Origin of the sequence: Brevibacterium sp. FAM 27836 (assembly GCF_051351055.1) — a bacterium.
Classification (GTDB): Bacteria; Actinomycetota; Actinomycetes; order Actinomycetales; family Brevibacteriaceae; genus Brevibacterium.
In genome coordinates this window covers 425,762-451,692 of sequence record NZ_CP195711.1, presented here as the reverse complement: position 1 = coordinate 451,692, position 25,931 = coordinate 425,762, and the positions used below count along the sequence as shown (strand labels likewise).

Sequence of the window (25,931 nt, the reverse complement as noted above, 5' to 3'; positions counted from 1 at the left end):
CTCTTCCAGATGGTGTGTCTCAGGGCGGTGTCTCAGCTGGGCCAGCGAATGGTCAGCCCACCGTCGACGATGAGTTCCTGGCCCGTGACATACGCGCTGTCATCGCTGGTGAGGAACCGGATGGTGCGGGCGCATTCGTCTGTGGTGCCGACTCGGCCCCAGGGGATGATGGAGCCCGCGGCCTCGAGTCCTTCCTTGCCCAGAGAATTCGCCCCGTCCAGTGACTGGGGACTCTCGATGAGCCCAGGAATGACCGCATTCACGCGGATGCCCCGCGGTGCCAGCTCGACGGCAAGAGACCGGCACAGACCGAGGACGCCGGACTTGGCAGCCGCATAGTGTGCGTGCTCTTCCCAGCCGTAGACTCCGCCGGCGATCGAAGAGGTGGCGACCATCGCTCCGCCCTTGCTCATCTTCGCCGCTGCTGCCTGGAAGACGCGTAAGACGCCGTTGAGGTCGGCATCGAGCATCTCGCCCCATGAGTCGTCAGTCATATCGTCGAGGGCGTTGCGGCGGAGGATTCCGGCGGCAGCCACCGCGATGTCGAGTCGCCCGAACTCGTCGATGGCGGCCTGTGCCATGGCTTCGCACTCTTCGGTGCTGCGCACATCGGCGGGCAGCGCGATGCACCTGGCGCCTTCGGCTTCGACGGCGGTGATCGTCTGCTGCACGTCGTGATCGTCTCCGGGGAAGTAGTTGACCACGCTGTGGGCTCCGGCACGGGCGTAGGCCACAGCAAGTGCCTGTCCGATTCCGCTCGCACCGCCGCTGATCACAGCGACCTTGCCGGCCAGTCCGTCATCGTTACTCATTGGTTCCTCTCCTTGTGTGGGTGAATGGTTCATCAGACGCACCGCTCACCGACCGGGGCCGCTTCAGCCCTTCTTCCGAGGTGAGCGCTGAGCGAAGTCGGCTGCGACGTCCTTCATATAGGCGAATTCGACGCCTTCGTGCGCGGCCATGTGATCGAACAGGCGCTCGAGCATGAGGAGGTTCTGCGGACGGCCCGAGACATCGGGATGGATGGTGATGGGGAAGACGGCGTAATCCATTTCGCGGTAGACCCAGTCGAACTGGTCGCGCCACAGATCCTCGATGTCGCGTGGTGAGACGAAGCCGTGCGAGGTGAAGGAAGATTTGATGAACATCATGGGCGGCAGGTCATCGAGGTACCAGGAGGCAGGGATCTCGATGAGATCCGTCTCCGTGCCGCGGACCAAGGGCTTCATCCACTCGTGTGCTGACTCGGCGTCGTAGTCGATCTTGGTCCACTGGTCGCCGACGCGAACGTAGTAGGGGGTGTGGTCATCGTGCATAAGGGAGTGGTCGTAGAGGAATCCGCGCTCGGCGAGGAGCTCGTTGGTGACCGTGGAGAACTCCCACCATGGTGCGACGTAGCCGACGGGTTTCGTGCCGGACCGTTTGGTGATGAGGTCCGTGCAGTAATCGAGGATCTCCTCTTCCTGCTTGCGCGTCATGGCCAGGGGGTTTTCGTGCGAATACCCGTGGACGCCGATCTCGTGTCCGGCCTCGACGACCTTGTCGAACTGCTCAGGGAAGGTTTCGATGGAGTGACCGGGCCAGAACCAGGTCGCCGGCATGTTCCGGCGGCGGATGAGCTCGAGCAGTCGGGGGACGGCGACCTCGCCGGCGAACATGCCGCGGGAGATGTCGCCGGGGGAGTCCTCTCCGCCGTATGAGCCCAGCCAGCCTCCAACGGCGTCGACGTCGATTCCTACGGACACGAAGATCTTCTTTGACATGTGGACTCCATTTCTCCATTGATATGTGGTTTCGCAGCGGTCGATGGTCAGCGAACCGGGGTCGGGAGGATCGGTCTCAGTCGCCGTGCATTTTGCCGCAGCCTCGCATCTTCTGCATTCATTGTTGCAATCGATTGTAAAACCGATAGTGCGACTGTAGCGCAGACGAATGTGGCCCGCAACACTCCTTCGCGCGGTCGCGGTTGGCTGGGCGAGTGTGGCCGAGGGGAGTCGAGAGGGTGGCTGCGGATCCACGTCCCCGACGAAAGGAGGAGGTCCTCCCGTCGCTCTGCTCCGACACGCTGCGGTGTGGGGAGAGCGGCGGGAGGACCTGTTCGTGCTGGTGCCCGGGTGGTCAGGCTCGCGGATCGACGATGATCTTCACGTGCTGTTCGTTGTTGTCGATGAGTTCGTCGAATCCACCGGTGATGAGTTCGTCGAGGCCGATGCGAGCGGTGATGAATGCCGAGAGATCGATCTTGCCGCTGCCCGCCAACTCGATCGTCGACGGGTGATCGCCGGAGTAGCCGATCGTTCCGCGCAGGTCGATCTCTTTGAGGACGAGCTTCGGCATGTCCACTTCTGGTTTGTGGCCCCAGATTGAGACATTGACGATGACCCCGCCCGGTCGGACTGCGTCGAGGAGCATGTCGAGAACCACAGGCACCGAAGAGCACTCGAAGCCGACGTCGGCGCCCCTGCCGTCGGTGCGTTCCCGGACGGCCTCCGCGACGTCACCGTCGCGAGGATCGAAGACCTCGTCGGCGACGCCGGTGGTCAAGGCCATCTTCTTCCTGGCTTCGGAGAGCTCGGAGATGTAGACGGTCAGGCCTTCGGCCTTGAGCACCGCAGCCGTGAGCAGACCGATGGGCCCCGCGCCACCGACGATGGCGACCTGACCGGACTGCGCTTCAGAGCGGACATAGGCATGGTGGGCGACGGAGAGCGGTTCGATGAGCGCCGCCTGGTCGAGGGGGATGTCTCCGATCGGATGCACCCAGCGACGCTGCACGACGATCTTCTCGGCAAGGCCGCCTCCGCGCCCGCCGAGGCCGATGAAGTTCATGTCCTTGGACAGCTGGTAGCTCTCACCGATGCTCGTGTCGACGTCGTCGGCGATGATGTAGGGCTCGACAACCACCGTCTGTCCGACCTTGAGGTCGGTGATGCCCTCGCCGAGGTCGGTGATCGTCCCGGAGAACTCATGCCCCATCGTCACCGGTGCAGATTCTCCGGAGATCGGGTGAGGGTGGCCTGCCGGTGGGACGAAGATCGGACCTTCGAGGTATTCGTGGAGGTCCGTTCCGCAGATTCCGCACCAGGCGACGTCGATGGCGACGGTGCCCGGCAGGAGATCCGGTTCCGGAATGTCTTCGATGCGGATGTCTTTGCGGTCGTAGAACCGTGCTGCTCTCATCATGTTTCCCTTCGAGTGGTGCCGCGGCAGTGGGTGTCTTCGAACGATAGGCCCGGAAGCCGCCGGAGAGCCAGGGTTGCACGAGATTGCGTGGTGGGGTGAATCACCGTTGAACAATACCCTATGGGGGTATATGTTGAGGGCATGGACAAGCATCGCACTCATCGGCATTCGGATCACGAGGAACACGGCGGTTTCGGCGGACATGGGGGTGCCGCAGATGGATCCGGCCACGCGGATCATGCCGGCCACGCAGAACATGCCGGCCACGCGGATCATGCCGGCCACGATGATCATGTCGCGCAATTCCGACGACTGTTCTGGATCATGCTCGTCATCGCCGTTCCCGTCGTCGCATTCAGCCCGATGTTCGGCCATCTGGTCGGCTACGAAGTCCCCGATGCCGGGTTGGTCGGAGCGTTGTCGTGGCTCGCGCCGATCCTCGGCACGGTCATGTACGTCTGGGGCGGCAAGCCCTTCCTGACCGGAGGCGTCTCCGAGATCAAGGGACGCAGCCCGGGGATGATGCTGCTCATCGCCTTGGCGATCACGGTCGCCTTCGTCTCATCATGGGGATCGTCCCTCGGTCTCCTCGACCCGCAGCTCGACTTCTGGTGGGAGCTGGCGCTGCTCATCGTGATCATGCTTGCCGGGCACTGGATGGAGATGCGATCGCTTGCGCAGACCACCTCGGCGCTGGACAGTCTGGCGGCGCTGCTGCCGGATGAGGCGGAGAAGATCGAAGACGGCGAGGCGGTGGTGGTGTCGCCCGATGACCTTGTGGTCGGTGACGTCGTCCTCGTCCGTCCGGGGTCGTCGGTGCCGGCGGATGGTCGCATCCTCGAAGGGTCGGCGAGCATGGACGAATCCATGGTCACCGGAGAGTCGGCGACTGTGCGCCGTGGCGAAGGCGATGCCGTCGTCGCCGGGACCGTGGCCACGGACTCGGGGCTGCGGCTCGAGATCACGGCGATCGGAGAGGACACCGCGCTCGCCGGAATCCGCAAACTCGTCGCCGATGCCCAGAATTCCTCGTCCCGAGCCCAGCGCATCGCCGACAGGGCCTCGGCCTGGCTGTTCTGGTTCGCTCTCGGATCGGCCGTGGTCACGGCCGTCGTCTGGTCGCTCATCGGCATGCCGGACTCCGCGGTCGTCCGGACGATCACCGTCCTCGTCATCGCCTGCCCGCATGCCCTCGGCCTGGCGATCCCGCTGGTCGTGTCCATCGCCACCGAGCGGGCTGCTCGTGCCGGGGTGCTGGTCAAGGACCGGCTGGCGCTGGAAACGATGCGCACCGTCGACTCCGTCCTGTTCGACAAGACCGGAACCCTGACGAAGGGTGAACCGACGGTCACCGGCGTCGAGGTGGTGCCGGGCGCTCATTCGGCGCGAACAGAAGCCGAAGTGCTCCGTCTGGCTGCCGCGGCAGAGGCCGACAGTGAGCACCCGCTGGCCCGGGCTCTCGTCCGGGCCGCGGACGAACAGGGCCTCGACGTTCCGTCCGCAGCCGAATTCTCTTCGTCTCCCGCAGTCGGTGTCAGGGCTGTCGTCGATGGTCGGACCGTCGAGGTCGGCGGGCCGAGGCTGCTGGCCGAACACGATGCTGCAGAGGCGCAGATCGCCGACCAGTGGCGGTCCGAAGGCGCCATCATCCTTCACGTGCTGGTCGACGGCGCGGTCATCGGCGCGCTGCGGCTGGCCGATGAGATTCGTCCGGAGTCACGCGACGCTGTTGTGGCCCTCCACGCCATCGGTGCTCAGGTCGTGATGATCACCGGTGACGCCGAGGCGGTCGCGAAGTCCGTGGCTGCCGATCTCGGCATCGATCGCGTCTACGCCGGCGTCCATCCCGCAGACAAGGCTGCCAAGGTTGTTGAGTTGCAGGACGAGGGTCGGCAGGTGGCGATGGTCGGCGACGGGGTCAATGATGCGCCTGCACTGGCGCAGGCCGACGTCGGCATCGCCATCGGCGCCGGCACCGATGTGGCGATCGGCTCGGCTGGAGTCATCCTCGCGTCCGACGACCCGCGCTCCGTGCTCTCGATCGTTGAACTCTCCCGGGCGACCTACCGCAAGATGAAGCAGAACCTGTGGTGGGCGGCCGGTTACAACCTGCTGTCGGTTCCGCTGGCAGCAGGCATCCTGGCGCCGATCGGCTTCGTCCTGCCGATGAGCGTCGGTGCCATCCTCATGTCGATTTCGACGATCGTCGTGGCGCTCAACGCTCAGCTTCTACGCCGGCTCGACCTGCGTCCCGAATCCGCGGTCGAGCACGTGTCCTCGTGACGCTGATCCGCGCGTGGGGGAGAGGCACCCGGAGGAATCGGGCTCAATCGAAAGCCAGCCGGCTTCCTCGCGGAGGCGTTCGGCTTTGGGGGTGCCGCACTCGGGCAGGGGCTGCACCGATAGGCTGGTGCCCATGAAGTCAGTTGCCCGTCTCATCTGCACAGCTTCGATTGCCTTGGTGCTGCCTCTGAGCGCTTGCGGCTCCAGCGACGAAGAGCCCGCGGCGGACTCGACTCCGACGCAGACCATGTCGGTTGTGACACAGGGCTTCGACTCGCTCGAAGACCTGTCCGACTATGTGGCGGAATCGCTGGATGGGGTCGAGGTGCATCTTGAATCGGAGACGAACCCGGACTTCGATGCGCAGAACGAAGCCGACCGCCTCCACGTCGATTTCACGTCGGACCAGCAGCGGGCAGCGGACATGGAAGCGACCGCACTCATCGTCCAAGCGGCCTCGCAGGCCGCCTTCGACTACGACATCCTCATGGTCACCGGTGACGTGTCGGCCGGGGAGTGGTCGTATCTCTACGACCGAGACACGGTCAAGAAGCTCACGAGCGATGGAAGCATCGTCGTCGCCGATGTCTGGGACGCTGCAGAACAGAGTTTCGACACCCTCCACCGCTGAGGCCGCCCCCTCAGGCCCGACTCCGGGGACAACAGGACAACGACAGAGGCCGACGCAGAACCTCTGCGTCGGCCTCTGTCGGTTCCATTTCTCGAGGGGGCCTCGACCTATTTCTCGACAGCGACCCCATCGGCATCGGCGAAGACCATCGCTCCGGGACGGATCGTCGCCCCGCCGATCACGACGGGCACGTCGATCTCTCCGACTCCGTCCTTCGCGCTTTTGCGCGGATTGCTGGCCAGCGCCTTGATGCCGAATTCCATCTCGGCCAGAGCTTCACGGTCGCGGACGGCTCCGTTGATGACCACTCCGGACCACCCGTTGCTGACCCCCGCCTCGGCGATCATGTCGCCCATCAGGGCGGTGGCGATCGAACCGTCGCCGTCGATGACGAGGACGGCGCCGTCACCGGGTTGGTTGAGAGTCTGCTTGACCAAGGCGTTGTCCTGGAAGCACCGGATGGTGCGGGCGGGTCCGGAGAATGAGATCTTGGCCCCGAAATCTCCGAAATTCAGTGCGACGGAGTACAGCTCATCGCCGCGCTCGTCCCAGAGGTCTGCTGTCGATACTGTCATGATTGCGCCTTCCGCTGATCGTGTGAGCGAGTGTATGCGTGGTGATCAGGCGAATGCCTGAGCCCGAGCATAGAGTCCGGGCACCCCACCGGAGTGGATGAAGACGACATTCTCCTCTGCGGAGAACCTGCCCTGCCGGACGAGGCCGATGAGACCGGCAGCCGCCTTGCCGGTATACACGGGGTCGAGGAGGATCCCCTCGGTGCGGGCGAAGAGTCGCACGGCCTCGACCATTCCTGCAGTCGGCAGGGCGTATCCGATACCGTAATAGTCGCCGAGTCCCACCGTGTGCTTCCGGGCGGCCGGGGACAGGCCCAGAAGCTCGGCGGTGGATCCGACGAGACCGTTGATCTTCGTCTCCTGGTCTTCGCGTGCGCGGCTGACATTGATCCCGACCACGGCGGTACTGCTGCCGGCCGCCTGGAGACCGACGATGAGGCCTGCCTGCATGCCGGCCGAACCGCTGGGTGTGATGATCGTCGTGGATTCGAGCCGCGCCGAGGCGAACTGATTGAGCATCTCCTGCGCGCAGTCGACATAGCCGAGGGTACCGATCGGGTTCGAACCGCCGGCAGGGATGACATAAGGATTCTTGCCTTCTGACCGCAGGGACTCCGCCAGGGACTCGGCCTCACCGAGGAGGTCGGCGCCGTTGCCGAGTACCGTGACCGAATCGGCACCGAGGAGATCGAAGAGCAGGAAGTTGCCCGTGAACTCCGGCGGATTCGACCCTGCCGGACCGAGGCCGGTCCCTTCGGGGCCGAGATCCTCTTCGACGATGAGGTGACAGTCGAGCCCTTCACGACGGGCCGCGGCGAGAGTCAGGCGGCAGTGATTGGACTGGACGCCGCCGACGGTGACCAAGGTGTCGGCTCCCTGCGCCAGGGCATCGGCGATGAGGAACTCGAGCTTGCGCGTCTTGTTTCCGCCTTGGGCCAGTCCCAGCTGATCATCCCTCTTGACCCAGATCTGCGGCCCGCCCAGGTGCGCGCTCAGCTGCGGCAGATGTTCGAGCGGAGTCGGTCCGGAACTGTAGCGGCGACGTGGAAAAGCCTCAAGAGTGACCATGGTCTCCGAGTGTACCCGCAGGTCCGGACTCAGTTCTCACCTCGTGAAGCGCGCTGTGAGCACGGCGCGATCCGCGTTCTTCGCAGCGGCATGCCTGTCGACTTCGAGAGTGAGCAGACGGCCGGTCGTCCGGTTGGCATAGACGGCGGTGGCCGTCGTCTCGTCGGCGTCGGCGGCCACGCGCTTCCACTGCTTCACATGAGCATCCCCCTGCGCAGTGAGAGCTCTGACGACTTTTGGCCGTGCTCGTTTCTCCAGGTCGCCGGTCGTGCCTGAGACCCACGCGCGGATGAGGCCGTCCGCATAGTCCGCGGCGGTGTTCGGGTGACCGACGCTGTGTGTGTCGGCTGCCGTTCGTCTCACTTCAGGCGCCTCCGACTCAGTCGATGTCGATGCGGTCGTCTGCGCGCCGGACGGCTCTCCGGCAATGGCCGGACCGGCCGAGAGCAGACCGCTGCCGAGGACGACGGCGGCCGCTGCGGCGGACACACGGTGAGCGGCGGTGATGAACATGGTGGCGAATCCTCCTGCAGATCGTGGTCATTGCTGGAGCTGAGTATCGTCCGCCCAAGTGAGAAGCACCGCCCGGAGCCTGAGCAAAGGCTTGGAAGCCGAAGTCCGATTGCGAATGTTTCATTGCGATCATGCGGCATCTCCGAGATATTCGACCAGTGCTCTGAGTCACCGACGATGAAGCCGCAGAAGTATGACGAAAACAAGTGACCTGACGGAATCAAATCGTGATCACGTCTGGTCGGCGGACGTCGTGTCGGCCCGCGCTTCGGCGGAGGTGGCTCGTGCGTCCTCCTCCTGGTCCATCCAGTCCTTCCCATCGAGGATGCGAGCGACCATCATGGAGCTGGCCTGATCGCCGACAGAGTTCACGGTGGTCGCCGGCGGGTCGATGACTGTGCCGATGATCTGGATGATCGGCAGCGCTGCTGCCGGGAAGCCGTAGAGGGTGATGATCATCAGCTCGCCGATGAACCCGCCGGAGGGGATTCCGGCCATGACCATCCCGGCCAGCAGCGCCACAGCGACGCCGATGAGGATGTTGCCCGGGGTGAAGAAGTCGCGGCCGAAGACGGCGAAGAGGAAGGAGATCTTGAGGATCGCGGACAGGCTCGAACCTTCCATGTGGATCGTCGCTCCGATCGGAATGATCGTCTCCCTGACATCGCGGGGCACGCCGATGCGCTCGCCGGCTCGCAGGTTCGCCGGAATCGCCGCCACCGAGGAGGACGTGCCCAAGGAGATCGCCGTCGGTTCGATGATGTTGCCCCAGAAACGGGTGACTCCGCGACGGCCGCCTGCGAAGAAGGCATAGAGAGTGAACGCGAGGATGAAGTAGACGATCGCCACCGGGTAGTAGACGAGGAAGGCGCGCACATAGTCGCCGACCAGCTGCGCCCCGAGCTCGCCGATGAGGGCCGCGAAGTAGGCGCCCAAGCCGATCGGTGCGTAGTACATGATGATCGAGGTGAACTTGAGGAACACCTCGGAGCCGGAGTTGAGGAACTGAGCGCACGGCCTGCCCGCCTCACCGATCTTCGACGTGGCGATGCCGACGATGACGGCGAAGACGATGAGTGCGAGCATGTGCTCGGCGGAGAGGATCTTCGAGAAGTCGTCGACGACGAAGGTGGATACGAGCTGATCGCCGATCGATCCGACGTCCTCGACGTCGTCGGGCTGAGTCATCTCGACCTGGACCCCCTCGGTGGCCTTCGTCATCCACAGGGCTGCGATCATGACGACCGAGGCGATGATGCCGGTGACCGCGAAGACTCCGAGCATGCCGCCGAGGATCTTTCCCAGTCGCTTGGCAGAGGACATTCCCGCTACCGCTGAGGCGATGGAGAAGAACACCAGAGGCACGACAAGGGTGAACATCATATTGATGAACAGAGTGCCGAAGGGTTTGATGACGGTGGCGCGCTCTCCGAAGACGAGTCCGATGATCGCACCGATGACGACCCCGGCGAGGATGAACAGCGGGAAGCGATAGTTGCGCAGGACCCGAAGGAGCCCCGACTTCTGCGGCTGATGGCTGGAGCCCGTCGGGCTCGAATCGACGAGGGAGGGCATAGAGCCTGCCTTTCACATAGTGCGTGGCGGCAGGAGAGACCGCCAGGAGAGATCATAGTGGGCATTCACGATCAGCTGGTTGGAATGTCGCCGTCGGAGGGACGACCGAGTGCTTGCGGTAGGCCATTGGCTGCGTGATCGCTGCTCCACGACGCACTTCCGGAAGCGGTATGGATCTATGACATCGACACTGCCGCACAGACTGTGGGCTTCCAGACCCGGGCAGGCGATTTCGAACTTGCACTGCCTCTCGAACCGATGCTGGGTACGGTCGGAGTCGCGCCCGCTGGGGGAGAAGCGCACTCATCGCTGACTCCCGAGCGTTTCGGCGGCAACATGGATACGCCGGAGATGCGGGTCGGCAGCACCGCGTACTTCGGTGTGAATGTCGAGGGAGCGCTGTTCTCCATCGGCGATGGTCACTACCGCCAGGGCGAAGGTGAGGCATGCGGCACCGCGGTGGAGGGGGCGATGAATTCGACGATCATCGTCGACCTCATCAAAGGAGGGGCTCCGCTGTGGCCGCGGTTGGAGAGCGATGAGCACTGGATGGTTGTGGGCTCGTCGCGTCCGATGGAGGATTCGTGGAGGATTTCTCAGGTCGAGATGATCCGCTGGCTCTCGGAGCTCTTCGGTCTGGACAGTATGGATGCTTACCAGCTGCTGACTCAGATCGCGTTGGTCCCGGTGGCCAACGTGGTCGACACCAATTACAGCGTCATGACGAAAGTGGCGAAATCTCTGCTGCCGAGTGCCGCGGCATTCGACGGCATCCACGCGGACCTGCGTCGGCGTGCACGGGAACTCCGGTAGCCGGAGGGGCGCATGTCACTGAGCCGAGTGATGTGCGTCGTGGTGAGTTCGGGAAAGAGGGACGACAAGTGGATCTGAGGATCGGCGGGAAGACCGCCATGGTCACGGGCGGAACGCGAGGAATCGGTCGGGCAATCGTCGAGGCTTTTCTCGCCGAGGGCGCGAATGTGGCCTTCTGTGCTCGCAGCACTCAAGAAGTCGCCGACACGGAACTGGAATGCGCAGCACAGGGGAGGGTCATCGGAACGGCGCTCGACGTCAGCGACAGCACGTCGCTGAACAACTGGGTCGAGTCCACCGCTGCGGAATTCGGCGGAATCGACATGGTCGTCGCCAATGTCAGCGCCTTGGCGATACCGGACACAGAAGAGAACTGGTACCGCTCATTCAACGTCGACCTGATGGGGACGGTGAACTTGGCGAAAGCCACGATCGCCCACCTCAAGGACAGCGAAGCCGGGTCGTTGATCGCCATCTCGAGTGTCTCCGGGCGAGAGGCCGACTTCGCTTCGGGCCCGTACGGGACGATGAAGACCGCAATCATCGGCTATATGGCCGGGTTGGCTCTGCAGCTGGCTGAGACCGGAGTGAGGGTCAACACCGTGTCTCCGGGGAACACATACCACCCGAACGGTGTATGGCCCGGCATCGAGACCGGCGACCCCGAACTCTTCGACTATGCGCTCGGACTCAACCCGACCGGACGCATGGGCACTCCTGAAGAGACCGCAGCCAGCGTCGTCTTCCTCTCCAGTCCGTGCAGCAGCCGAACGTCGGGCGCGAATCTCCTCATCGATGGTGCTCTCACGAGGGGAATCCAGTTCTGAAGAGGCGACTCAGGGCCCTGCCCAGGAACACAGCGGACCGGGCAGGGCCTCGTGCTTGCAACCGTGGTCAGTCCTTTACTGAACGAACGTTTGGCCTAAACTGAAGCTGTGACTGATGAAAACACCGGCAATGGCGTCGTGCAGGCCACCACAGAGTCCATCCTTTCGACCACCGACATCGATTTCCTTCTCTACGACTGGCTGAGAGTCGATCAGCTGTGCAGCAGGCAGCGCTTCTCCGACCACTCGCGTGAAGTCTTCGACTCGGTGCTCTCCGCGAGCGAAGAGTTGGCCAAGGAGCAGTTCGCCCCGCACGCGCGCAAATCCGACCTCAATGAACCGACCTTCGACGGCAAGACGGTGACGCTGATCCCGGAGATCAAGGCCGCACTCGGCCAGTTCGCCGACATCGGACTGCTGTCGGCGACGATGGACGAATCCGTCGGCGGCATCCAGCTGCCCCAGACCGTGGCGAAGGCCTGCTTCGCCTGGTTCCAAGCGGCCAATATCGCCACCGCCAGCTATCCGATGCTGACCATGGCAAATGCCAACCTGCTGCTCGAATACGGGACCGAAGAGCAGATCGAGAAGTATGTCCTGCCCGAACTCGACGGGCGCTTCTTCGGCACCATGTGCCTGTCCGAGCCCGAGGTCGGCTCCTCGCTGGGCGATGTCACGACGAAGGCCGTGCCCGATCCGGACGGAGGAGAAGGGGCCTTCCGCGTGCACGGGACGAAGATGTGGATCTCCGGCGGCGACCATGAGCTCTCAGAGAACATCGTCCACCTCGTCCTCGCCCGCGCCGAAGGAGACCAGCCCGGAGTCAAAGGACTCAGTCTGTTCCTCGTGCCGAAGCACCTCGTCGACGACGACGGCAGCCTCGGCGAACGCAATGACGTCGTCCTCTCGGGCCTCAACCACAAGATGGGCTGGCGCGGAACGACGAATACTCTGCTCAACTTCGGCGAGGGAGCCCACACTCCCGCCGGCAGAGCCGGTGCCGTCGGCTACCTTGTGGGGGAGCGGGGCAAGGGGCTGGCCTGCATGTTCCACATGATGAATGAGGCCCGTATCGGAGTCGGTGCGGGAGCCGTGGCCGTGGGCTATCACGGCTACCTCGACGCCCTCCGCTATGCCCGCGATCGTCGTCAGGGCCGTCCCGACGGCGCCAAAGGCGCCGACTCCCCGCCGGTGCCGATCACCGCGCATGCGGACGTCCGGCGCATGCTCATGGCTTCGAAGAGCTACGTCGAAGGCGGCCTCGGACTCACCCTCTACGCCGCTCGTCTCCTCGACGATTCCGAGACGGCCGAAACCCAGGCCGAGCGCGATCGCGCGGCTCTGCTGCTCGATGTGCTCACCCCGATCGTCAAGACCTGGCCGAGCGTATGGTGCCTCAAAGCCAACGACCACGCCATTCAGGTGCTCGGAGGAGCGGGTTACACCCGCGACCACGATGTCGAGCAGCTCTACCGAGACAATCGGCTCAACCCGATCCACGAAGGCACGCACGGCATCCAAGCCAAGGATCTGCTCGGCCGCAAGGTCGTGATGTCCGGGGGAGAGGGACTGCGGGTCCTGCTCGAGCAGATGCGTACGACCATCGCCGAGGCGGCCGACACCTCTGCCTGGAACGACGAAGCCGCGGCGCTGAGTTCGGCGGCCGACCGGATCGAAACCGTGACCGCCGCGGTGTGGTCCGATGGGGATCCGGTCTCGGCGCTGGAGAACGCGTGGACCTATCTCGAAGCGGTCGGCCACACCGTCATGGCGTGGCTGTGGCTGCAGCAGGGTATGGCCGCTGAGGCGACCGCCCAGGACCGCGGAGACTCATCTTTCCTGCGGGGCAAGATCGCAACCGCGCGGTACTTCTTCACTCATGAGCTGCCGCTGACCGGCCCGTGGTTCGACCTCGTTGAGAGCCGGTCGACGACGTTCGCCGATCTCGACGACTCCTGGTTGTGAGGCTGGGCTGAGAGCCGTGTGACTGTCGGGTTCGTCTGCGGGACGGCGGAACCTCGCCCCTCATCACGTCCGCAGGACGGGCCGTCGTCGGTCTGCCGCTATGAGGATGCGCAGGAAGAGTCCGCCCGCTAAGAGGCCGCCGATGAGGTCGGTCGCCCAATGCCAGCCGAGAGCGAAGGACACCATGACGGAGTTCACGCTGACCGCGGCGACACCCCACCACAGCAGTCGCACGGTGCGGGTGGAGACGGTGCTGTAGGCACAGATGAGGTAGGCGACCGCGCCGTAGATGAGCACCGCCTCGGCGGCGTGTCCGGACGGGTAGCTGATTCCGCGCCCGCCGAGTCCGAGGAGACCGTCCTGGAAGAAGCGGGGGTCATGCAGCGTCGTCGCCGGTCGCGCGAGCAGGATCTTCATCGAACCGATGCCGAGATAGAAGGCCGCCTCAGTGGCGAGGGCGAAGAGGACCGGTCGCCACGACTGTCTCTTGCGCGACAGCACGATCGCGGTGATCGCGAGCACCGGCAGACACACGGCCTGCCCGGCGATGGGATCGAGGATGTGCTGGAAGAACCAGACGAGATCGGGTTCGGCCAGGTAGAGCCACCGCCGGTTGAGTGTGTAGTCCCAGACGCGCAGGGGTCCGGCAGCGGCGGCCGTGACTGCAAGGAAGGCGATCGCGAGGGTCCAGATTGAGGTTGCTCGGGACAGCAGCCCCCGCACTCGAGTCTTCCAAGGACCACGATCTGTGGGGCTGCTGATCAGCTTCTCGGATTCGACATATGACTCAGCAACCATCAGCTACGAGTTTAGACGGCGTGGACAATCACTTCTGCTGTGGGTGATAAAGAAACGGTGAATTCTGCTCAGAATCCTCGGGCCCGGACGACCGTGGTCGCGACACGGACCCGATTGTCGGTGTCGAGTTTGATGTTGATCCTGTTGAGATGGGTCTTCACCGTGGCCAGACTCATGAACGTCTCCTCTGCGATCTGCTGATTCGACAGGCCTTCTGCCACGAGTGCGGCGATCTCCCTTTCACGGTCGGTGAGTGCCGAGAGCAGAGTCGCGGCTTCATGCTGCAGGCGACGGTCGGAGTCCGAGGTGATCTGGGCGATCACCTGGCGCATGGACTGCGGGGCGAGGATCGGTTCCCCGGCGTGGACCTTGCGGACCGCGACAGCGAGTTCCACCGGGCCGATGTCCTTGAGCAGATAACCCGCGGCTCCCGCCTCGAGTGCTCGGAAGAGATGGTCGTCGCTGTTCATGCTCGTCAGTGCCACCACTTTCGGCGCCCGCACGCTGTTGAGCAGTCGCTCAGTGGCTTCGATCCCGCCGATTCCCGGCATTCTGATGTCCATGAGGACGATATCGGGATAGTGGAGGGCCGCGGCCTCAACTGCTTCCTCACCGCTCATGGCCGAACCGACGACCTCGATATCGTCGGCCGCCTGCAGGATTCCTCGAATTCCGGTGATGACCATGGGGTCGTCATCGACGATCATGACGCGGATCGGAGAGACGGTGTGGTTCATGTGCGTCACACTACCCGAGACCCGTGACACGATTCGCTGTGCCTCGGGCGCCTGTGCCCCATCACGGCCTCGCGGAGGCATGCGACGGGCACGCGGGCCACGAGGGCGCGGCTCAGGTCTGCGGCGGGAACGGCGGGAAGCTCACCACGACGTGGAACTCCTCACCGCGCACACCGATCGACGCTTCGCCTCCGAACATATCGGTGCGTTCGCGGATGCCGACCAGCCCGGCTCCGGACCCGGTCGAAGCCAGCTGAGGCTCCAGCGCGTCCGGGGTGCGGATGAGGGGATTGGTCACCGAGATCTGCACACCGCCGGCGGCCGAGACGGCGATATCGACCGTCACCGGCGAGCCCGGTGCATGCTTCATCGCATTCGTCAGTGCCTCTTGAACGATGCGATAGACCGTCCGGTCGAGAGCCGGAGGGCAGGACTCGACGTCCTGGATGATGATGAGGGGACGGACGTGCGTTCCGGTGGACTGCACCGAGGCGATCAGCTGCGGCAGCGCGGTCATCGTCGCGCGGCTCGGCGGTGCCGAGGGTTCCTGCTGCGGTCGCGGATCGGACAGATTGCCCTCTCTGACGTCTCCCACCAAGTGGCGCAGATCCGCCAATGAGGCACGAGCCTCCTGCCGCAGAGCGGAGGCGGTCGACGCGACCTCAGGATCGGTCTGCGCCCCCACCTCCAGCGCGCCGCTGTGCAGTGAGATCACCGATAGGCGGTGGGAGAGGGTGTCGTGGAGTTCGCGTGCCAGCAGCTCTCGTTCGGACTGCCGGGCGATCTCGGCCGTGAGCGACTCATTGCGCAGAGCTTCACGCTGCGCGACCGATTCCACGGCTCTCATCCTCTTGGTCCGACGCAGAAGCGCACCGACTCCCAACGCCGCCCCGAGACCGATGAGGCAGGTCGCAACCGTGATGATTCTGATCGCCAGGTGCGAATCGTCCGGCGGGATCGTGGCTTCGATGCCCGACACCTGCGCAGGGTCGGGCAGGAAGAAGATGCTGAAGGGATTGTACTCGGGCGGAGCCAGACACATCCTCACCGTGGCGAACACCACCAAGCCGGTGCCCACCGCCGAGGCAGTGATCGCCTGCCTCCTGGGTGCGCGGATGACGAGGTGGAAGACGGCGATGAGGAGGAGAAGCGCATCGCCCCAGGCCGCAGTGAGCAGGGCGCCTGCGATGAAGGGGCCCCACGGCCACCGGCGGCGGATGAACACCAGTGCCCACACCAGGAACAGCAGGAGGACCGCGACCAGCCCGGTGTCATTGAGCTCGCCCTCGGCGAACGCCCAGGAGTTGGCAGTCAGGGCCATCGACGAGGTGAGGATCCCGAAGAGATAGACAATGAGGCCGACGAGGAGGCTGCCGGCTATGCGCACGCCGCGAGGGATCGTCGGCGGAGGGACGGGATGTTCTGACACATATGAATCGTAACTGCGGGCACTGACACACGTAGTCCACCATCGGGCTGGGGACGGTCAACCGTTCGGTCGGCAGACTCCAGCCCGAATGCGGACGTGCAGGACGGTCGAAGCGACGAGGCTGGAGAAGTCAGCCAGAAGCCGTCTCGAAGGAGCGTCATGTCCCAGCCGCAGAACCCCCAGAATTCCCCGCAGCAACCCCAGTCCTCGCAGCCTCAGTACCAGAATTCCCCGCAGTACCAGATCCCGCACAGCCCGCAGGGCCAGCCGGCGCCCCAGCCCCACGACCCGCAGCAGTGGGCGCCCGCACAGCATGCACCCGCATTTGGTGCCGGCGGCAACTACCCGCCGCAGCAGTCCGGCGGCTCCGCTCAGAAGCCGCCGAAGCCGAAGAAGCCACTGCTCAAACGCTGGTGGTTCTGGCTGCTCGTCATCATCGTCGTGATTGCGATCTTCAGCGCGCTCGGCGGTGGTGGAGACGAAACCACCACCGGTTCCTCGGCGGAGAACTCGGCCGATTCCGAGCAGTCCGGAAAATCCGCGGATGAGAAGGACGCGGACGAGCCTGCCGAGGATGCCGCGCACGGAGTCGGTGACACGGTGGCCGCCGACGATTGGGAGATCACCGTCGACTCCATCGAAGACGGTGTGTCGAAGGTCGGTGACGAGTATCTGGGTGCCGAAGCGCAGGGCCAGTTCGTGCAGATCGCACTGTCTGTGAAGAACACCGGATCGGAACCGGACTACTTCTTCGAAGACGACATCAAACTCGGCGACGACAACGGCAACACCTACTCGGCGGATTCCGAGGCCGGCATCTACGCCGCCGAGAACAACATCCTCTTCCTCGAAGAGATCAACCCCGGAAACACGGCGAAGGGCGTGCTTGTCTTCGACGTCCCCGAAGACGTCGACGCCAACCGTCTCACCTTCGCCGGCGGACTCTTCTCCGACCCGGTGGAGATCTCGCTGCAGTGACTCCTGGGTGCCGCGCGCCCGGCAAGCTGGGACCGGTTCGATCCGCGGCCGCGGATCGAACCGGTCCTAGTCGCGCAAGCGCCGCGCCCGTGCGGTGATCGACCGGGCCGCGTTCACAGTCTGGTCGAGGAAACCGCGTCCGAAGAGACGGACATGGGCGAGAAGCGCGAAGAAGCTGTGCGCCGGCAGATCCTCACGCCATCCCTCCGGCAGAGGATGAGCCTCCTCGTAGCCGGCGAAGATCTCCTCGAGATGCGCAGTGCCGAAGAGGGCGAGCAGCGCGAGGTCCTCCAGCCGATGGCCGCCATGGGCGGCCGGATCGATGAGGGTGCCTCCCGCGGCCGTCCACAGGAGATTGCCTGACCACAGGTCGCCGTGGATTCGCGCAGGCTCCTCGACACCGTGACCGCAGATCCCGTCGAAGCTGCCCTCGCCGATCGCCTCCGCCGCCGAGGCGATCGGCGCTTCCTCCTCGCCGCTCAGCTCTCCTGAGAGGGACGACAGCAGCGGGAGGAGCCGTCGATCGGCCCAGAAATCAGCGAATGAGGACCCTGACTCGGTGCTCACCTCGAAAGGGGCATCGAGCGGACCGAAGAATGCCGAATCCGCCGGGGTCCAACCGAAGCCGGGAGCTCCCGCATCATGCAGCCCGGCCAGCTTGCGCCCGAATTCGCGTGCCGCGGCAGCGCTCGGGGCCACCTCGCCAAGTCGTTCGAGCCGCAGGAAGTCCGCTCCGTGGTCGAGGACCTCGACGACGGGAACGATTCCGGGTTCGGCCAGCCACTGCAGACCGGCGGCCTCGGCGGCGAAGAAGCCGGCCGGGGCACCGGGACGCTGTTTGATGAAGTCGGAAGACATGGTCTCAGGGTAGTGGGTGGACGCGGGCTGACGAGCCGAGCTCGGCGAGGAGCCCGGCCGCGACGGAGACGAGAGCGCCATTGCCGGACGCCTGCGTGCCGTCGATGAGGACCGGGGTGTCCTCCAAACCGGTGCGGATGCCGTGCCCGCGGCGGATGGCTCGCGCATTGACGACCCAGGAGGCGATGTCCTCACCGTGATGGACCTGAGGCAGGTCGACGTCCGCCTCGGCGAGGACCCGTTCGATGGCCGCAGCCTGAGCCAGGGCCGCATCCGGGTCGGTCACGGTGGGCTCGACGAGCACCCGACGGCAGCGGTCCGCCGCCCCCGAATCGACGAAGGCTGCCGCATCGCTGACACTGAGCAGACCCGCCTCGATTCCGACGCCGCGCCCGCTGAGCAGCGTGCACACCTCGCCGATCCCCGCTTCCCCCTGATTGGCGCTGACGAGGTCGGGCAGCTCGGTCCACTCGGTGATGAGGGCCAGCCGCTGCTGCGGATCGGGTTCGATCTCGGCCGCGGTACTCACGGAGATCGGAATCCCAGGGCAGGCGGCACGCACCGCGCGGATCGTGGTCGCGACCGCCGCAGCATCGAGGGTCTGCCGCCCCATCTCATCGAAGGGGTGGAAGTGGACCACCTGCGCACCGGATGCCACCGCGGCAGCCGCCTCGGCGGCGATCGTCTCCGGTGTGCGGGGAGTCACCGGATGGTCGCGATCACCGTTGACAGCGGCGTGCAGCAGCGGTTCGTTCGGGGCGTGTGCGCTCATCTGCCCACTGTCTCGCATTCCCAGCGGGGAGTACAGGCCTGGGGCGGGCTCACCTGTACGATCGGAGTATGGCTTGGCAGTACTGGACCGAAGCCGCCCGACGAGGGGCCTGGCGTGAGGTGCCGACCCCGCACGTCGACCCCGATGCGGCGGCACAGCTGCGGATCCGCACCACCGCCTCGGCGGTGTCAAAGGGGACGGAGACACTCGTCCACACCGGGCGGATCCCCGACCGGGTCACCGCTCTGATGCGCGCACCCCACCAGATCGGGGACTTTCCATTCCCCGTCTCCTACGGGTATCTCAGTGTCGGCATCGTCGACGAAGGACCCTCGGACTGGATCGGCCGCCGGGTGTTCGGTCTCCTGCCGCACCACAGCCACCACATCGTCACGGTCGACGACGTCCACGAGATCCCTGACGGCGTCGATGACCACCGCGCACTGCTGGCCGGGGCAGTGGAGACCGGGATCAACATCCTCTGGCAGCTGCCCCCGCGCTTCTCCGACCGGCTCAGCATCATCGGCGCCGGAATGATCGGCGCCTCCACTGCGCTCCTGGCATCTCGGATGCCCTTGGAACGTCTCGAAGTCATCGACGTCAACCCCGACCGCCGCGCAATGCTCGAGTCCCTGGGGCTGTGTGCCCTGGCTCCCGAGGAAGCCTCGGTCGACAGCGACATCGTCATCCACACCTCCGGCCACGAAGCCGGACTCACGCGCGGGCTCGAGATCACCGGCGACGACGGCACCCTCGTCGAAGCCTCCTGGTACGGTTCGTCCAGCCCGACGGTGCCGCTCGGCGCGGACTTCCACGCCCGCCGCCTGACCATCATCGCCTCCCAAGTCGGAGAGGTGGCGGCCGGACACCGGGCGCGTCGCACCCGCGGGCAGAGGCTGCAGGCAGCACTGAGGGCCCTGGCCGATGACCGGTTCGACGCCCTCATCACCGGCACATCCGCGTGGCAGGAGCTTCCCGGGATCATCGACGAACTCGCCTCAGACGGCCACCTCGCCGCAGACACCCTGTGCCACATTATCGACTATCCTCAGCCCGATTGAGCACCCGACGACCGGCCCCACCGGCCGGCCCATCGGCCCGCCCCATCGACCGGCCGAGAACCGACCGCGACCGCACGCAACGAAGTGACCGCAGCGACAAGGAGACACCGATGTTCAGCCTCACCGTCAACGATCACGTGATGATCGCCCACAGCCTGCCCAACGAGTTCTTCGGCCCGGCCCAGGCCATGCACGGCGCCACGCTTGCCGTCGAGGCCACGTTCTCCCGGGAGAACCTCGACGAACATGCGGTCGTGCTCGACATCGGGGAGGCGATGAGCCTGCTCGATGCGGCCCTGACACCGCTGCGTTATGCGAACCTCGATGAGCATCCGGACTTCCGCGGTCGCCTGAGCACCACCGAAACCGTCGCCCAGTACATCGCCGACCGCCTCGCCGACTCCCTGAGCGACCGTCCCCATATCGGCATCCGCGTCGATCTGCAGGAGAACCCGCGGGCCTCCGTCACCTACACCGTGCCCGACCGCCCATGACCCTCCACCTCATTGAGCCCGTCCTCGGCCGCATCAGCGGGGGACTGGCGTTCAACCGGGCCCTGACCGAGGCATCCGAACGACGGATCGTTCGCCACCCCGTGCCCGGCGACTGGACCCGACCGGGAGAGGCGGAAGCGGCCGCGGTCGCCGGCGCCATCCGCGCGGGGGCCGGGCCGATCCTCCTCGACGGTCTCATCGCCGTCGGACTGCCCGGAATCGTCGAATCGGCCGGTTCCGGTCACCAGCCCCGACCGGTGCATGTGATCGTCCATTCCCTGGCCGGAGACAGTCCGGAACCAACGGCGGAGACCGAGCGGGAGCGACGTGCGCTCTCATCCGCGGCCGGTGTGGTCACGACCAGCCGCTTCACCGCAGCGCGGCTGTCTTCGCGTTATGGGATCCGCGCCGAGGTGGCCCGGCCCGGCAACCGGGCGCGTGCCCAGTCGGTCGGTGAGACCGGAGAGCACTTCCTGTGCATCGGAGCGATCACCCCGAACAAGGGGCAGCTGCTCCTCGCCGAGGCGTTGCGTGACCTCGGCGAGACTCCCCTCGACTGGCGCTGCAGCTTCGCCGGCCCTGTCGCCGACTCCGCCTACGAACAGCGGCTGCGCACCGCGTGCACGCTTCTGCCCACACACAGCACCGAGATCCTCGGTGAGCTGCCCGCTCCTGACATCGATGCGCTCCTCGGCCGAGCCGATCTTCTGCTGCTGCCCTCGCGAGCGGAAGCCTACGGGATGGTCGTCGCCGAGGCGGCGGCGGCCGGTGTCCCAGCATTCGTCACCGCCGGCACCGGTGCCGAAGAGCCTCTGCGGGCGGGCATCGCCCTCCCGCACGAACCCGCTGCCTGGACCCGGGCCCTGCACCGGTGGGCCGAAGACTCGCTGTTCCGGACACGCCTGCAGTCCGAGGCACGCGACCAACGGACACAAGCGGTGCGCGACTGGGCCGAGACCGTCGACGAGGTGATGGCCGCGGTGTCGACCTTCGGAGGAGACCCATGACCGCCGCCGATGCCGACTGGCTGGACCTGCGCGTCCCCGTCGACGACGCAGCCAAACAGCAGTCCCTGCATCTGCTCGACCACGCGGTGAGGGTGCTCGCCCCGGCCTCGGCAGTTGCGGCCCCGGCTTCGGCCGACGCGGCTCCAACGGATGCCCTCTCACCCGGTGCGGCCCCACCGGACGGCGATCACGAGCCGCTTCTCGTCATCGACATCGGGGCGGGCACCGGGAACTCGGCCCAGTGGTTCGACGACCGCCTGCGCGAACGCATGCCCGGCCGCGAGCTCGACTGGGTCCTCATCGACGCCGACCAGGCCTCCCTCGACCAGGCGGTTCGAACCATGCCGAAGGCCTCAGCGATCTGCGCTCAGATCTCCGAGCTGCCCGCCATCACCGCCGACCTCCTCAACACCGCCGTGGCCGGCACCGCCGGTTCCCCGGCTTCAGGGAACGGCGAATCCGGCGCACCGCGACTGCTACTCACCTGCAGCGCGGTACTCGATGTGCTCACCCGCTCCGACCTGGAGACGATCAGCGACACGCTCGTCCGCTTCCGCGGCATCGGGCTCTTCCTCCTCAGCATCACCGGCGGGTGGACCCTTGACCCGGCCCATCCGCACGACACGATCCTGAACGACGCGTTCACCGCCCACCAGCACCGCGACGGCAGACTCGGCTGCGATGCACCGGAGGCCCTGGCCCGTCTGGCAGCAGATCGCGAAGCGACGATCACGTCCGGGCAGAGCCCCTGGCTGCTGCACGCCCCACACGATCATGAGTTCCTCACCCGCTTCCTCAGCGAACGCATCGACGCTGCCATCGGCGCTTCCCCGCACCTGGCGCAGACGGGCCGGGACTGGCTCTCCGCACGGCGCTCTCGACTCCGTACCGGCCTGAGCGTGCGAGTCGACCACGCGGACCTCCTCATCGACGCGAGCGGAACCCACCGACCGTGACCTGGACCAAGAGGATCCTCATGGTCCTCATCACCGTCGCCCTGCTCGTGCTGACTGCGCGCGTCGTCGGTGCCCAAGCGCTTCTCGACGGATGGAGAGTGCTCAACGTCTGGACGGTTCCGACGGCACTGGCCTGCGGATTCGTCATGACCGGGGCCCAGGCTCTGCGCTGGAAGCTGCTCCTGTCACTCAAAGGCACCGACATCGCCTGGCCCACGGCGCTCGCCGACTGCTATTCCTCGAGTCTGCTCAACATGGTGCTGCCCGGCGGACTCGGCGGCGATCTCGCACGCGTCGCGGTCTACCGACGCACCGGGCCCCGCAGATGGCTGTCCCCGCTCACCGCCGTCGGCGCCGAACGGCTGAGCACGACGACTCTGCTCTTCGCGACCGCTTCGGTGAGCCTCATCGGAATCTCACCGTCCCTGGCAGGGGCAGCCGCAGCCGTCTCTGCGGCGACACTGGCGATCTCCGTGCTCGGGATGAGTGGGATGGACTGGCGGCGCGGAGTCATCGTGTGGGCATCCTCGGCGCTGGGCATGCTCGCACTCTTCCTCCTCTTTCTCAGCGCCATGGTCGCGCTCGGAGGACCGGTGGTGCCGGTGCTCGCCGTCGTCGGTCTCGCCGCCATGAGCATCCCCATCGGCGTCGGCGGCTGGGGTGTGCGAGAACTGGCGATGAGCCTCCTCGCCGGCGGGGTCGCAGTCTCGATGGAGACCGCAGCGACCGCGGCGACCGGCTACGGCCTGCTCGCGATGATCTCCACTCTGCCCGGCCTGTTCACGGTGTGGACGGCGGGCAGGAACCGGCCCGCACCGGCCGAACAGGATCGTGCTGGGAATGATCGAGCGCGGCAGGACTGAGCAGGTACTCGGTGCAGATGTCCTCACCGAACTCCAGGCGACGGAACGGGGTGCGCAGCGCCTGCGCCATCACCTCAGAACCCTGGAAGCGAATGCCGGGCACACCGTCTCCGATGAAGACCGGTGCGGTGGTGAGGAACAGCCGGTCGAGGACACCGGCGGTGAGGAAACTCGACACGGTGCGGCCGCCGCCTTCGATGAGGAGGGACCCGTCGACCTCGTCGCGGATGAGGGAGACGACCGTGCGGGGATCCACAGGCTCACCGGCTGCGGCCGGCGGCAGGCGGAGAACCCTCACATGAGCGGCGCTGCCGGGCGGTATGGCCGCCTCGGTGCCGATCATCCACAGCGTCGGGGTCGGGCCGGTCGCCAACACCGTGGCGGTGACAGGCACCCGCGCGTGGGGGTCGAGGACGACGCGGACGGGATTCTCACCCTCGACCGCCCGCACCGTCAGCTGCGGATCATCGGCGATGACGGTCCGTGCGCCGACGAGGACAGCGCCGACACTGGCGCGGATGCGATGGAGATGGGTGCGGTCTGCCTGCCCGGACACGAAGCGGGCATCGCCGGTGCTCGTGGCGATGAAACCGTCCTGACTCTGGGCCAACTGGGCCACGACCTCGACCTCGTTCGCCAGAGTGACATAGACATCGCCCGAGCCGGCGGACTCGGGCGGGAGATCATGGTTCATCCGCTGCCGCTTGCTGGTCAGGTACGCCCTGTTCTCGGGCCGGTCCTCCACCGGCAGTCGAACCCGGGAGACGACCTCGATGCCGGCGGCTTCGAGCGCATCCTGTTTGCTCGGATTCGAACTGAGCAGGCGCACGCGGGGACAGCCGAGGTCGGTGAGGATCGCAGCGGCAGCGGAATAGTCGCGGGCATCATCGGGCAGGCCCAGTGCCCGGTTGGCGCTGACCGTGTCGAGTCCTCCGTCCTGCAGGGCGTAGGCCTCGAGCTTGGCGGCCAGACCGATTCCGCGTCCTTCGTGTTCGGACATGTAGATGATGATCCCGGTGCCGGCCTCGGCGATGGCGGCCAAAGCGGCCTCCAGCTGGTCACCGCAGTCGCAGCGATGAGAGCCGAGCGCATCCCCGGTCAGACATTCGCTGTGGACGCGGGTCAGAGGAGCACCTTCGGACTCTGGGGAACCCATGCTCAGCACGGCATGAGCGATGCCGCAGTGAGTGAATGAGCGGATGGTGAAGACCCCGTGCTTCGTCGGCAGCGAACTGGGCGGTCCCGCCAGAAGCCTGGTCGTGCCGGTGCGGCCATGCATCGAAGTCATGGTTGCAGTATAGGCAGGTTGCCTGCGGTGATCAGGGACGCCGACCCGGTCCAGCAGCGTCGTGAACAGCAGAGTGGTGGCGTTCGAGCCAGACGATGTCACGCCCGAACGACCAGCTCAGCGCCGTCACAGCCGCACCCGCACAGGCGAAGCCGAACCATGGATGGGCCTGTGCCGGGGGAGAGCCCGCTGCGATGAGCAGAATGCCCTGCGCCGCTGCCACGACCTTGCGCATCCGCGAATACGGAAGCTTCTGCTGCCATTGCGTGCGCACGGCAGTGATCGCAGTGAACGCGTAGTAGTACAGTCCCGGCAGCACCGTCCACACACCCCACAGCGGGACGAGGGCGAGGGAGAAGAGGAGGACGAACAGGGCATCGACGGTCTCATCGAAGGCCGCTCCCGCCTCGGTGGCCCGGGTGCGGCGGGCGATGTACCCGTCGAGGGCGTCGAGCGCCAGCGCTGCGGACCCGACGGCCACAGCAGACCAGCTCAAGCCGGGACCATCGGTGAGGAGCAGAGAGACGCAGACGACGGCGAGTCCCAAACGCGTGGCCGTGACCGCGTCGGCGGGGGTCCACGGCGCACCGCGGCGCAGGCGGGTGAGGCCACCGATGACCAGGACCGCCAGTGCCGCAAGTCCGCAGAGCAGAGACGGCTCGATGAGTGCTGCGACGACCGCCGAGGCGGCCAGCAGCGACCACGGCAGAGGACCGTCCACGACGGCACCGGCACCGGTCGTCGTCCGTGTCCGCAGCACCGTCGTCCCCGTTCTCGTCTGGCGTTCGCCCGTCGGTTCGACCCAGACACTGCGGTCGCAGACTGCGATCGCCCGGGCAGGCTGTCCGTTCTCACCCTAGACGATGGGATGATCCGAATCGGCGCTGCCGAAACGATTGCCGGAGGAGACCGGACCGGTCATTCGCCGGTCACAGCTCAGACACACGACGATCACTGTCGAATGCGACACGGCGTGTTGCCGAAGAGGGGCTGGGCAAGCGTGCTGTGCCGTGTCAGGATGGACGAACCTCGAATGAGGTGTTTCAACAGAACTAGGAGCTCATCATGGCTTTCATCCTCTGGACCATCGCAGCGATCCTCGTCATCTCCGGCATCTTCGCGATCTTCCGCAAACAGCTGCTGTGGGGCATCGTCCTCATCGTCGTCGGCTGCCTCGTCGGCCCCGGTGGAGTCAGCGTCTTCACCTGAGCCGCACACGCCGGACTGTCCCCGGCACCGACTGAAGTCATAGGGTGA

The 25,931-nt window shown here is 65.8% G+C and carries 26 protein-coding genes; 12 read left to right on the top strand and 14 right to left on the bottom strand.

The window, feature by feature from the left end; all coding sequences use genetic code 11:
* Nucleotides 1-32 precede the first annotated feature (32 nt).
* The 3 genes from ACSE4D_RS02135 to ACSE4D_RS02125 all read right to left on the bottom strand — a co-directional run bounded on the left by ACSE4D_RS02135 (nucleotide 33) and on the right by ACSE4D_RS02125 (nucleotide 3,180).
* On the bottom strand, nucleotides 33-812 hold the full coding sequence (locus tag ACSE4D_RS02135; RefSeq protein ID WP_436326604.1) for an SDR family NAD(P)-dependent oxidoreductase: 780 nt from the start codon (nucleotides 810-812) through the stop codon (nucleotides 33-35).
* Between the two features lie 63 nt (nucleotides 813-875).
* Nucleotides 876-1,763 (bottom strand): polysaccharide deacetylase family protein, encoded by an 888-nt coding sequence (locus ACSE4D_RS02130; RefSeq protein WP_135538012.1) that lies wholly within the window; start codon nucleotides 1,761-1,763, stop codon nucleotides 876-878.
* A gap of 355 nt (nucleotides 1,764-2,118) precedes the next feature.
* Nucleotides 2,119-3,180 (bottom strand): 2,3-butanediol dehydrogenase, encoded by a 1,062-nt coding sequence (locus ACSE4D_RS02125; RefSeq protein WP_436327116.1) that lies wholly within the window; start codon nucleotides 3,178-3,180, stop codon nucleotides 2,119-2,121.
* Between the two features lie 144 nt (nucleotides 3,181-3,324).
* On the opposite strand from ACSE4D_RS02125, the gene ACSE4D_RS02120 reads away from it, so the two are divergent.
* A complete protein-coding gene (locus ACSE4D_RS02120) occupies nucleotides 3,325-5,466 on the top strand; it encodes a heavy metal translocating P-type ATPase (protein ID WP_436326603.1) in 2,142 nt (713 codons plus the stop codon).
* A gap of 133 nt (nucleotides 5,467-5,599) precedes the next feature.
* On the top strand, nucleotides 5,600-6,097 hold the full coding sequence (locus ACSE4D_RS02115) for a hypothetical protein (RefSeq protein ID WP_135538016.1): 498 nt from the start codon (nucleotides 5,600-5,602) through the stop codon (nucleotides 6,095-6,097).
* 107 nt (nucleotides 6,098-6,204) lie between these two features.
* Here ACSE4D_RS02115 and rraA read toward each other — a convergent pair whose 3' ends face one another.
* From rraA to ACSE4D_RS02095, 4 genes are all read right to left on the bottom strand, one after another.
* A complete protein-coding gene (rraA, locus tag ACSE4D_RS02110) occupies nucleotides 6,205-6,672 on the bottom strand; it encodes a ribonuclease E activity regulator RraA (RefSeq protein WP_135538018.1) in 468 nt (155 codons plus the stop codon).
* A gap of 45 nt (nucleotides 6,673-6,717) precedes the next feature.
* Nucleotides 6,718-7,740 carry a D-cysteine desulfhydrase gene (locus tag ACSE4D_RS02105; protein ID WP_436326602.1) on the bottom strand — a complete coding sequence of 341 codons (1,023 nt, stop codon included), beginning with the start codon at nucleotides 7,738-7,740 and terminating at the stop codon, nucleotides 6,718-6,720.
* A 36-nt stretch (nucleotides 7,741-7,776) separates the two neighbouring features.
* Nucleotides 7,777-8,253: a hypothetical protein gene (locus ACSE4D_RS02100; protein WP_436326601.1), complete on the bottom strand. Its 477-nt coding sequence runs from the start codon at nucleotides 8,251-8,253 to the stop codon at nucleotides 7,777-7,779.
* Between the two features lie 231 nt (nucleotides 8,254-8,484).
* Nucleotides 8,485-9,828: a dicarboxylate/amino acid:cation symporter gene (locus ACSE4D_RS02095; RefSeq protein ID WP_436326600.1), complete on the bottom strand. Its 1,344-nt coding sequence runs from the start codon at nucleotides 9,826-9,828 to the stop codon at nucleotides 8,485-8,487.
* A 204-nt stretch (nucleotides 9,829-10,032) separates the two neighbouring features.
* Between ACSE4D_RS02095 and ACSE4D_RS02090 the strand changes: the two genes are divergently transcribed.
* From ACSE4D_RS02090 to ACSE4D_RS02080, 3 genes are all read left to right on the top strand, one after another.
* Nucleotides 10,033-10,641 (top strand): acetamidase/formamidase family protein, encoded by a 609-nt coding sequence (locus ACSE4D_RS02090; RefSeq protein WP_436326599.1) that lies wholly within the window; start codon nucleotides 10,033-10,035, stop codon nucleotides 10,639-10,641.
* Nucleotides 10,642-10,709: 68 nt separating this feature from the next.
* A complete protein-coding gene (locus ACSE4D_RS02085; RefSeq protein WP_436326598.1) occupies nucleotides 10,710-11,468 on the top strand; it encodes an SDR family NAD(P)-dependent oxidoreductase in 759 nt (252 codons plus the stop codon).
* A gap of 108 nt (nucleotides 11,469-11,576) precedes the next feature.
* Complete coding sequence (locus ACSE4D_RS02080) at nucleotides 11,577-13,433, top strand: acyl-CoA dehydrogenase (RefSeq protein ID WP_436326597.1); 1,857 nt, start codon at nucleotides 11,577-11,579, stop codon at nucleotides 13,431-13,433.
* Nucleotides 13,434-13,496: 63 nt separating this feature from the next.
* On the opposite strand, the gene ACSE4D_RS02075 is transcribed toward ACSE4D_RS02080, so the two are convergent.
* The 3 genes from ACSE4D_RS02075 to ACSE4D_RS02065 all read right to left on the bottom strand — a co-directional run bounded on the left by ACSE4D_RS02075 (nucleotide 13,497) and on the right by ACSE4D_RS02065 (nucleotide 16,397).
* A complete protein-coding gene (locus ACSE4D_RS02075) occupies nucleotides 13,497-14,231 on the bottom strand; it encodes a phosphatase PAP2 family protein (RefSeq protein ID WP_240689598.1) in 735 nt (244 codons plus the stop codon).
* A 68-nt stretch (nucleotides 14,232-14,299) separates the two neighbouring features.
* Nucleotides 14,300-14,968, bottom strand: a complete 669-nt coding sequence (locus ACSE4D_RS02070; protein WP_425120009.1) for a response regulator — start codon at nucleotides 14,966-14,968, stop codon at nucleotides 14,300-14,302.
* A 112-nt stretch (nucleotides 14,969-15,080) separates the two neighbouring features.
* Nucleotides 15,081-16,397, bottom strand: coding sequence for a sensor histidine kinase (locus ACSE4D_RS02065; RefSeq protein WP_436326596.1), 1,317 nt, complete (start codon nucleotides 16,395-16,397; stop codon nucleotides 15,081-15,083).
* Between the two features lie 159 nt (nucleotides 16,398-16,556).
* Between ACSE4D_RS02065 and ACSE4D_RS02060 the strand changes: the two genes are divergently transcribed.
* A complete protein-coding gene (locus ACSE4D_RS02060) occupies nucleotides 16,557-17,375 on the top strand; it encodes a DUF4352 domain-containing protein (protein WP_436326595.1) in 819 nt (272 codons plus the stop codon).
* 66 nt (nucleotides 17,376-17,441) lie between these two features.
* On the opposite strand, the gene ACSE4D_RS02055 is transcribed toward ACSE4D_RS02060, so the two are convergent.
* Nucleotides 17,442-18,233: a fructosamine kinase family protein gene (locus ACSE4D_RS02055; RefSeq protein WP_436326594.1), complete on the bottom strand. Its 792-nt coding sequence runs from the start codon at nucleotides 18,231-18,233 to the stop codon at nucleotides 17,442-17,444.
* A 4-nt stretch (nucleotides 18,234-18,237) separates the two neighbouring features.
* Nucleotides 18,238-19,005, bottom strand: coding sequence for a 3-keto-5-aminohexanoate cleavage protein (locus ACSE4D_RS02050; protein ID WP_436326593.1), 768 nt, complete (start codon nucleotides 19,003-19,005; stop codon nucleotides 18,238-18,240).
* A gap of 68 nt (nucleotides 19,006-19,073) precedes the next feature.
* Here ACSE4D_RS02050 and ACSE4D_RS02045 point away from each other — a divergent pair, with 68 nt between their 5' ends.
* From ACSE4D_RS02045 to ACSE4D_RS02025, 5 genes are all read left to right on the top strand, one after another.
* Nucleotides 19,074-20,066: a zinc-dependent alcohol dehydrogenase gene (locus tag ACSE4D_RS02045; RefSeq protein WP_436326592.1), complete on the top strand. Its 993-nt coding sequence runs from the start codon at nucleotides 19,074-19,076 to the stop codon at nucleotides 20,064-20,066.
* 110 nt (nucleotides 20,067-20,176) lie between these two features.
* Complete coding sequence (locus tag ACSE4D_RS02040; RefSeq protein WP_436326591.1) at nucleotides 20,177-20,560, top strand: 6-pyruvoyl trahydropterin synthase family protein; 384 nt, start codon at nucleotides 20,177-20,179, stop codon at nucleotides 20,558-20,560.
* A complete protein-coding gene (locus ACSE4D_RS02035) occupies nucleotides 20,557-21,567 on the top strand; it encodes a glycosyltransferase (protein WP_436326590.1) in 1,011 nt (336 codons plus the stop codon). The genes ACSE4D_RS02040 and ACSE4D_RS02035 overlap by 4 nt, the downstream gene beginning before the upstream one ends.
* Nucleotides 21,564-22,523, top strand: a complete 960-nt coding sequence (locus tag ACSE4D_RS02030; RefSeq protein ID WP_436326589.1) for a hypothetical protein — start codon at nucleotides 21,564-21,566, stop codon at nucleotides 22,521-22,523. The genes ACSE4D_RS02035 and ACSE4D_RS02030 overlap by 4 nt, the downstream gene beginning before the upstream one ends.
* Nucleotides 22,520-23,386 (top strand): lysylphosphatidylglycerol synthase transmembrane domain-containing protein, encoded by an 867-nt coding sequence (locus ACSE4D_RS02025; protein WP_436326588.1) that lies wholly within the window; start codon nucleotides 22,520-22,522, stop codon nucleotides 23,384-23,386. The genes ACSE4D_RS02030 and ACSE4D_RS02025 overlap by 4 nt, the downstream gene beginning before the upstream one ends.
* On the opposite strand, the gene ribA is transcribed toward ACSE4D_RS02025, so the two are convergent.
* The gene (gene ribA / locus ACSE4D_RS02020) at nucleotides 23,304-24,674 is read right to left on the bottom strand and encodes a GTP cyclohydrolase II RibA (protein ID WP_436326587.1); all 1,371 of its coding nucleotides are present in this window, start codon (nucleotides 24,672-24,674) and stop codon (nucleotides 23,304-23,306) included. The genes ACSE4D_RS02025 and ribA overlap by 83 nt on opposite strands.
* Nucleotides 24,675-24,705: 31 nt before the next feature.
* On the bottom strand, nucleotides 24,706-25,434 hold the full coding sequence (locus ACSE4D_RS02015) for a CDP-alcohol phosphatidyltransferase family protein (RefSeq protein ID WP_436326586.1): 729 nt from the start codon (nucleotides 25,432-25,434) through the stop codon (nucleotides 24,706-24,708).
* 305 nt (nucleotides 25,435-25,739) lie between these two features.
* Between ACSE4D_RS02015 and ACSE4D_RS02010 the strand changes: the two genes are divergently transcribed.
* A complete protein-coding gene (locus ACSE4D_RS02010; RefSeq protein WP_436326585.1) occupies nucleotides 25,740-25,883 on the top strand; it encodes a GPGG-motif small membrane protein in 144 nt (47 codons plus the stop codon).
* The last annotated feature ends 48 nt before the right edge of the window (nucleotides 25,884-25,931 follow it).

Bases quoted from the DNA above. Each gene is read 5' to 3' on its own strand.
- ACSE4D_RS02060 (WP_436326595.1), top strand. From the start codon at position 16,557: ATGTCCCAGCCGCAGAACCCCCAGAATTCCCCGCAGCAACCCCAGTCC.
- ACSE4D_RS02120 (WP_436326603.1), top strand. From the start codon at position 3,325: ATGGACAAGCATCGCACTCATCGGCATTCGGATCACGAGGAACACGGC.
- ACSE4D_RS02010 (WP_436326585.1), top strand. From the start codon at position 25,740: ATGGCTTTCATCCTCTGGACCATCGCAGCGATCCTCGTCATCTCCGGC.
- ACSE4D_RS02055 (WP_436326594.1), bottom strand. From the start codon at position 18,233: ATGTCTTCCGACTTCATCAAACAGCGTCCCGGTGCCCCGGCCGGCTTC.
- ACSE4D_RS02045 (WP_436326592.1), top strand. From the start codon at position 19,074: ATGGCTTGGCAGTACTGGACCGAAGCCGCCCGACGAGGGGCCTGGCGT.
- ACSE4D_RS02105 (WP_436326602.1), bottom strand. From the start codon at position 7,740: ATGGTCACTCTTGAGGCTTTTCCACGTCGCCGCTACAGTTCCGGACCG.
- ACSE4D_RS02075 (WP_240689598.1), bottom strand. From the start codon at position 14,231: ATGGTTGCTGAGTCATATGTCGAATCCGAGAAGCTGATCAGCAGCCCC.
- ribA (WP_436326587.1), bottom strand. From the start codon at position 24,674: ATGACTTCGATGCATGGCCGCACCGGCACGACCAGGCTTCTGGCGGGA.
- ACSE4D_RS02135 (WP_436326604.1), bottom strand. From the start codon at position 812: ATGAGTAACGATGACGGACTGGCCGGCAAGGTCGCTGTGATCAGCGGC.
- ACSE4D_RS02040 (WP_436326591.1), top strand. From the start codon at position 20,177: ATGTTCAGCCTCACCGTCAACGATCACGTGATGATCGCCCACAGCCTG.
- ACSE4D_RS02035 (WP_436326590.1), top strand. From the start codon at position 20,557: ATGACCCTCCACCTCATTGAGCCCGTCCTCGGCCGCATCAGCGGGGGA.
- ACSE4D_RS02070 (WP_425120009.1), bottom strand. From the start codon at position 14,968: ATGAACCACACCGTCTCTCCGATCCGCGTCATGATCGTCGATGACGAC.
- ACSE4D_RS02100 (WP_436326601.1), bottom strand. From the start codon at position 8,253: ATGTTCATCACCGCCGCTCACCGTGTGTCCGCCGCAGCGGCCGCCGTC.
- ACSE4D_RS02130 (WP_135538012.1), bottom strand. From the start codon at position 1,763: ATGTCAAAGAAGATCTTCGTGTCCGTAGGAATCGACGTCGACGCCGTT.
- ACSE4D_RS02115 (WP_135538016.1), top strand. From the start codon at position 5,600: ATGAAGTCAGTTGCCCGTCTCATCTGCACAGCTTCGATTGCCTTGGTG.
- ACSE4D_RS02125 (WP_436327116.1), bottom strand. From the start codon at position 3,180: ATGAGAGCAGCACGGTTCTACGACCGCAAAGACATCCGCATCGAAGAC.
- rraA (WP_135538018.1), bottom strand. From the start codon at position 6,672: ATGACAGTATCGACAGCAGACCTCTGGGACGAGCGCGGCGATGAGCTG.
- ACSE4D_RS02050 (WP_436326593.1), bottom strand. From the start codon at position 19,005: ATGAGCGCACACGCCCCGAACGAACCGCTGCTGCACGCCGCTGTCAAC.
- ACSE4D_RS02030 (WP_436326589.1), top strand. From the start codon at position 21,564: ATGACCGCCGCCGATGCCGACTGGCTGGACCTGCGCGTCCCCGTCGAC.
- ACSE4D_RS02095 (WP_436326600.1), bottom strand. From the start codon at position 9,828: ATGCCCTCCCTCGTCGATTCGAGCCCGACGGGCTCCAGCCATCAGCCG.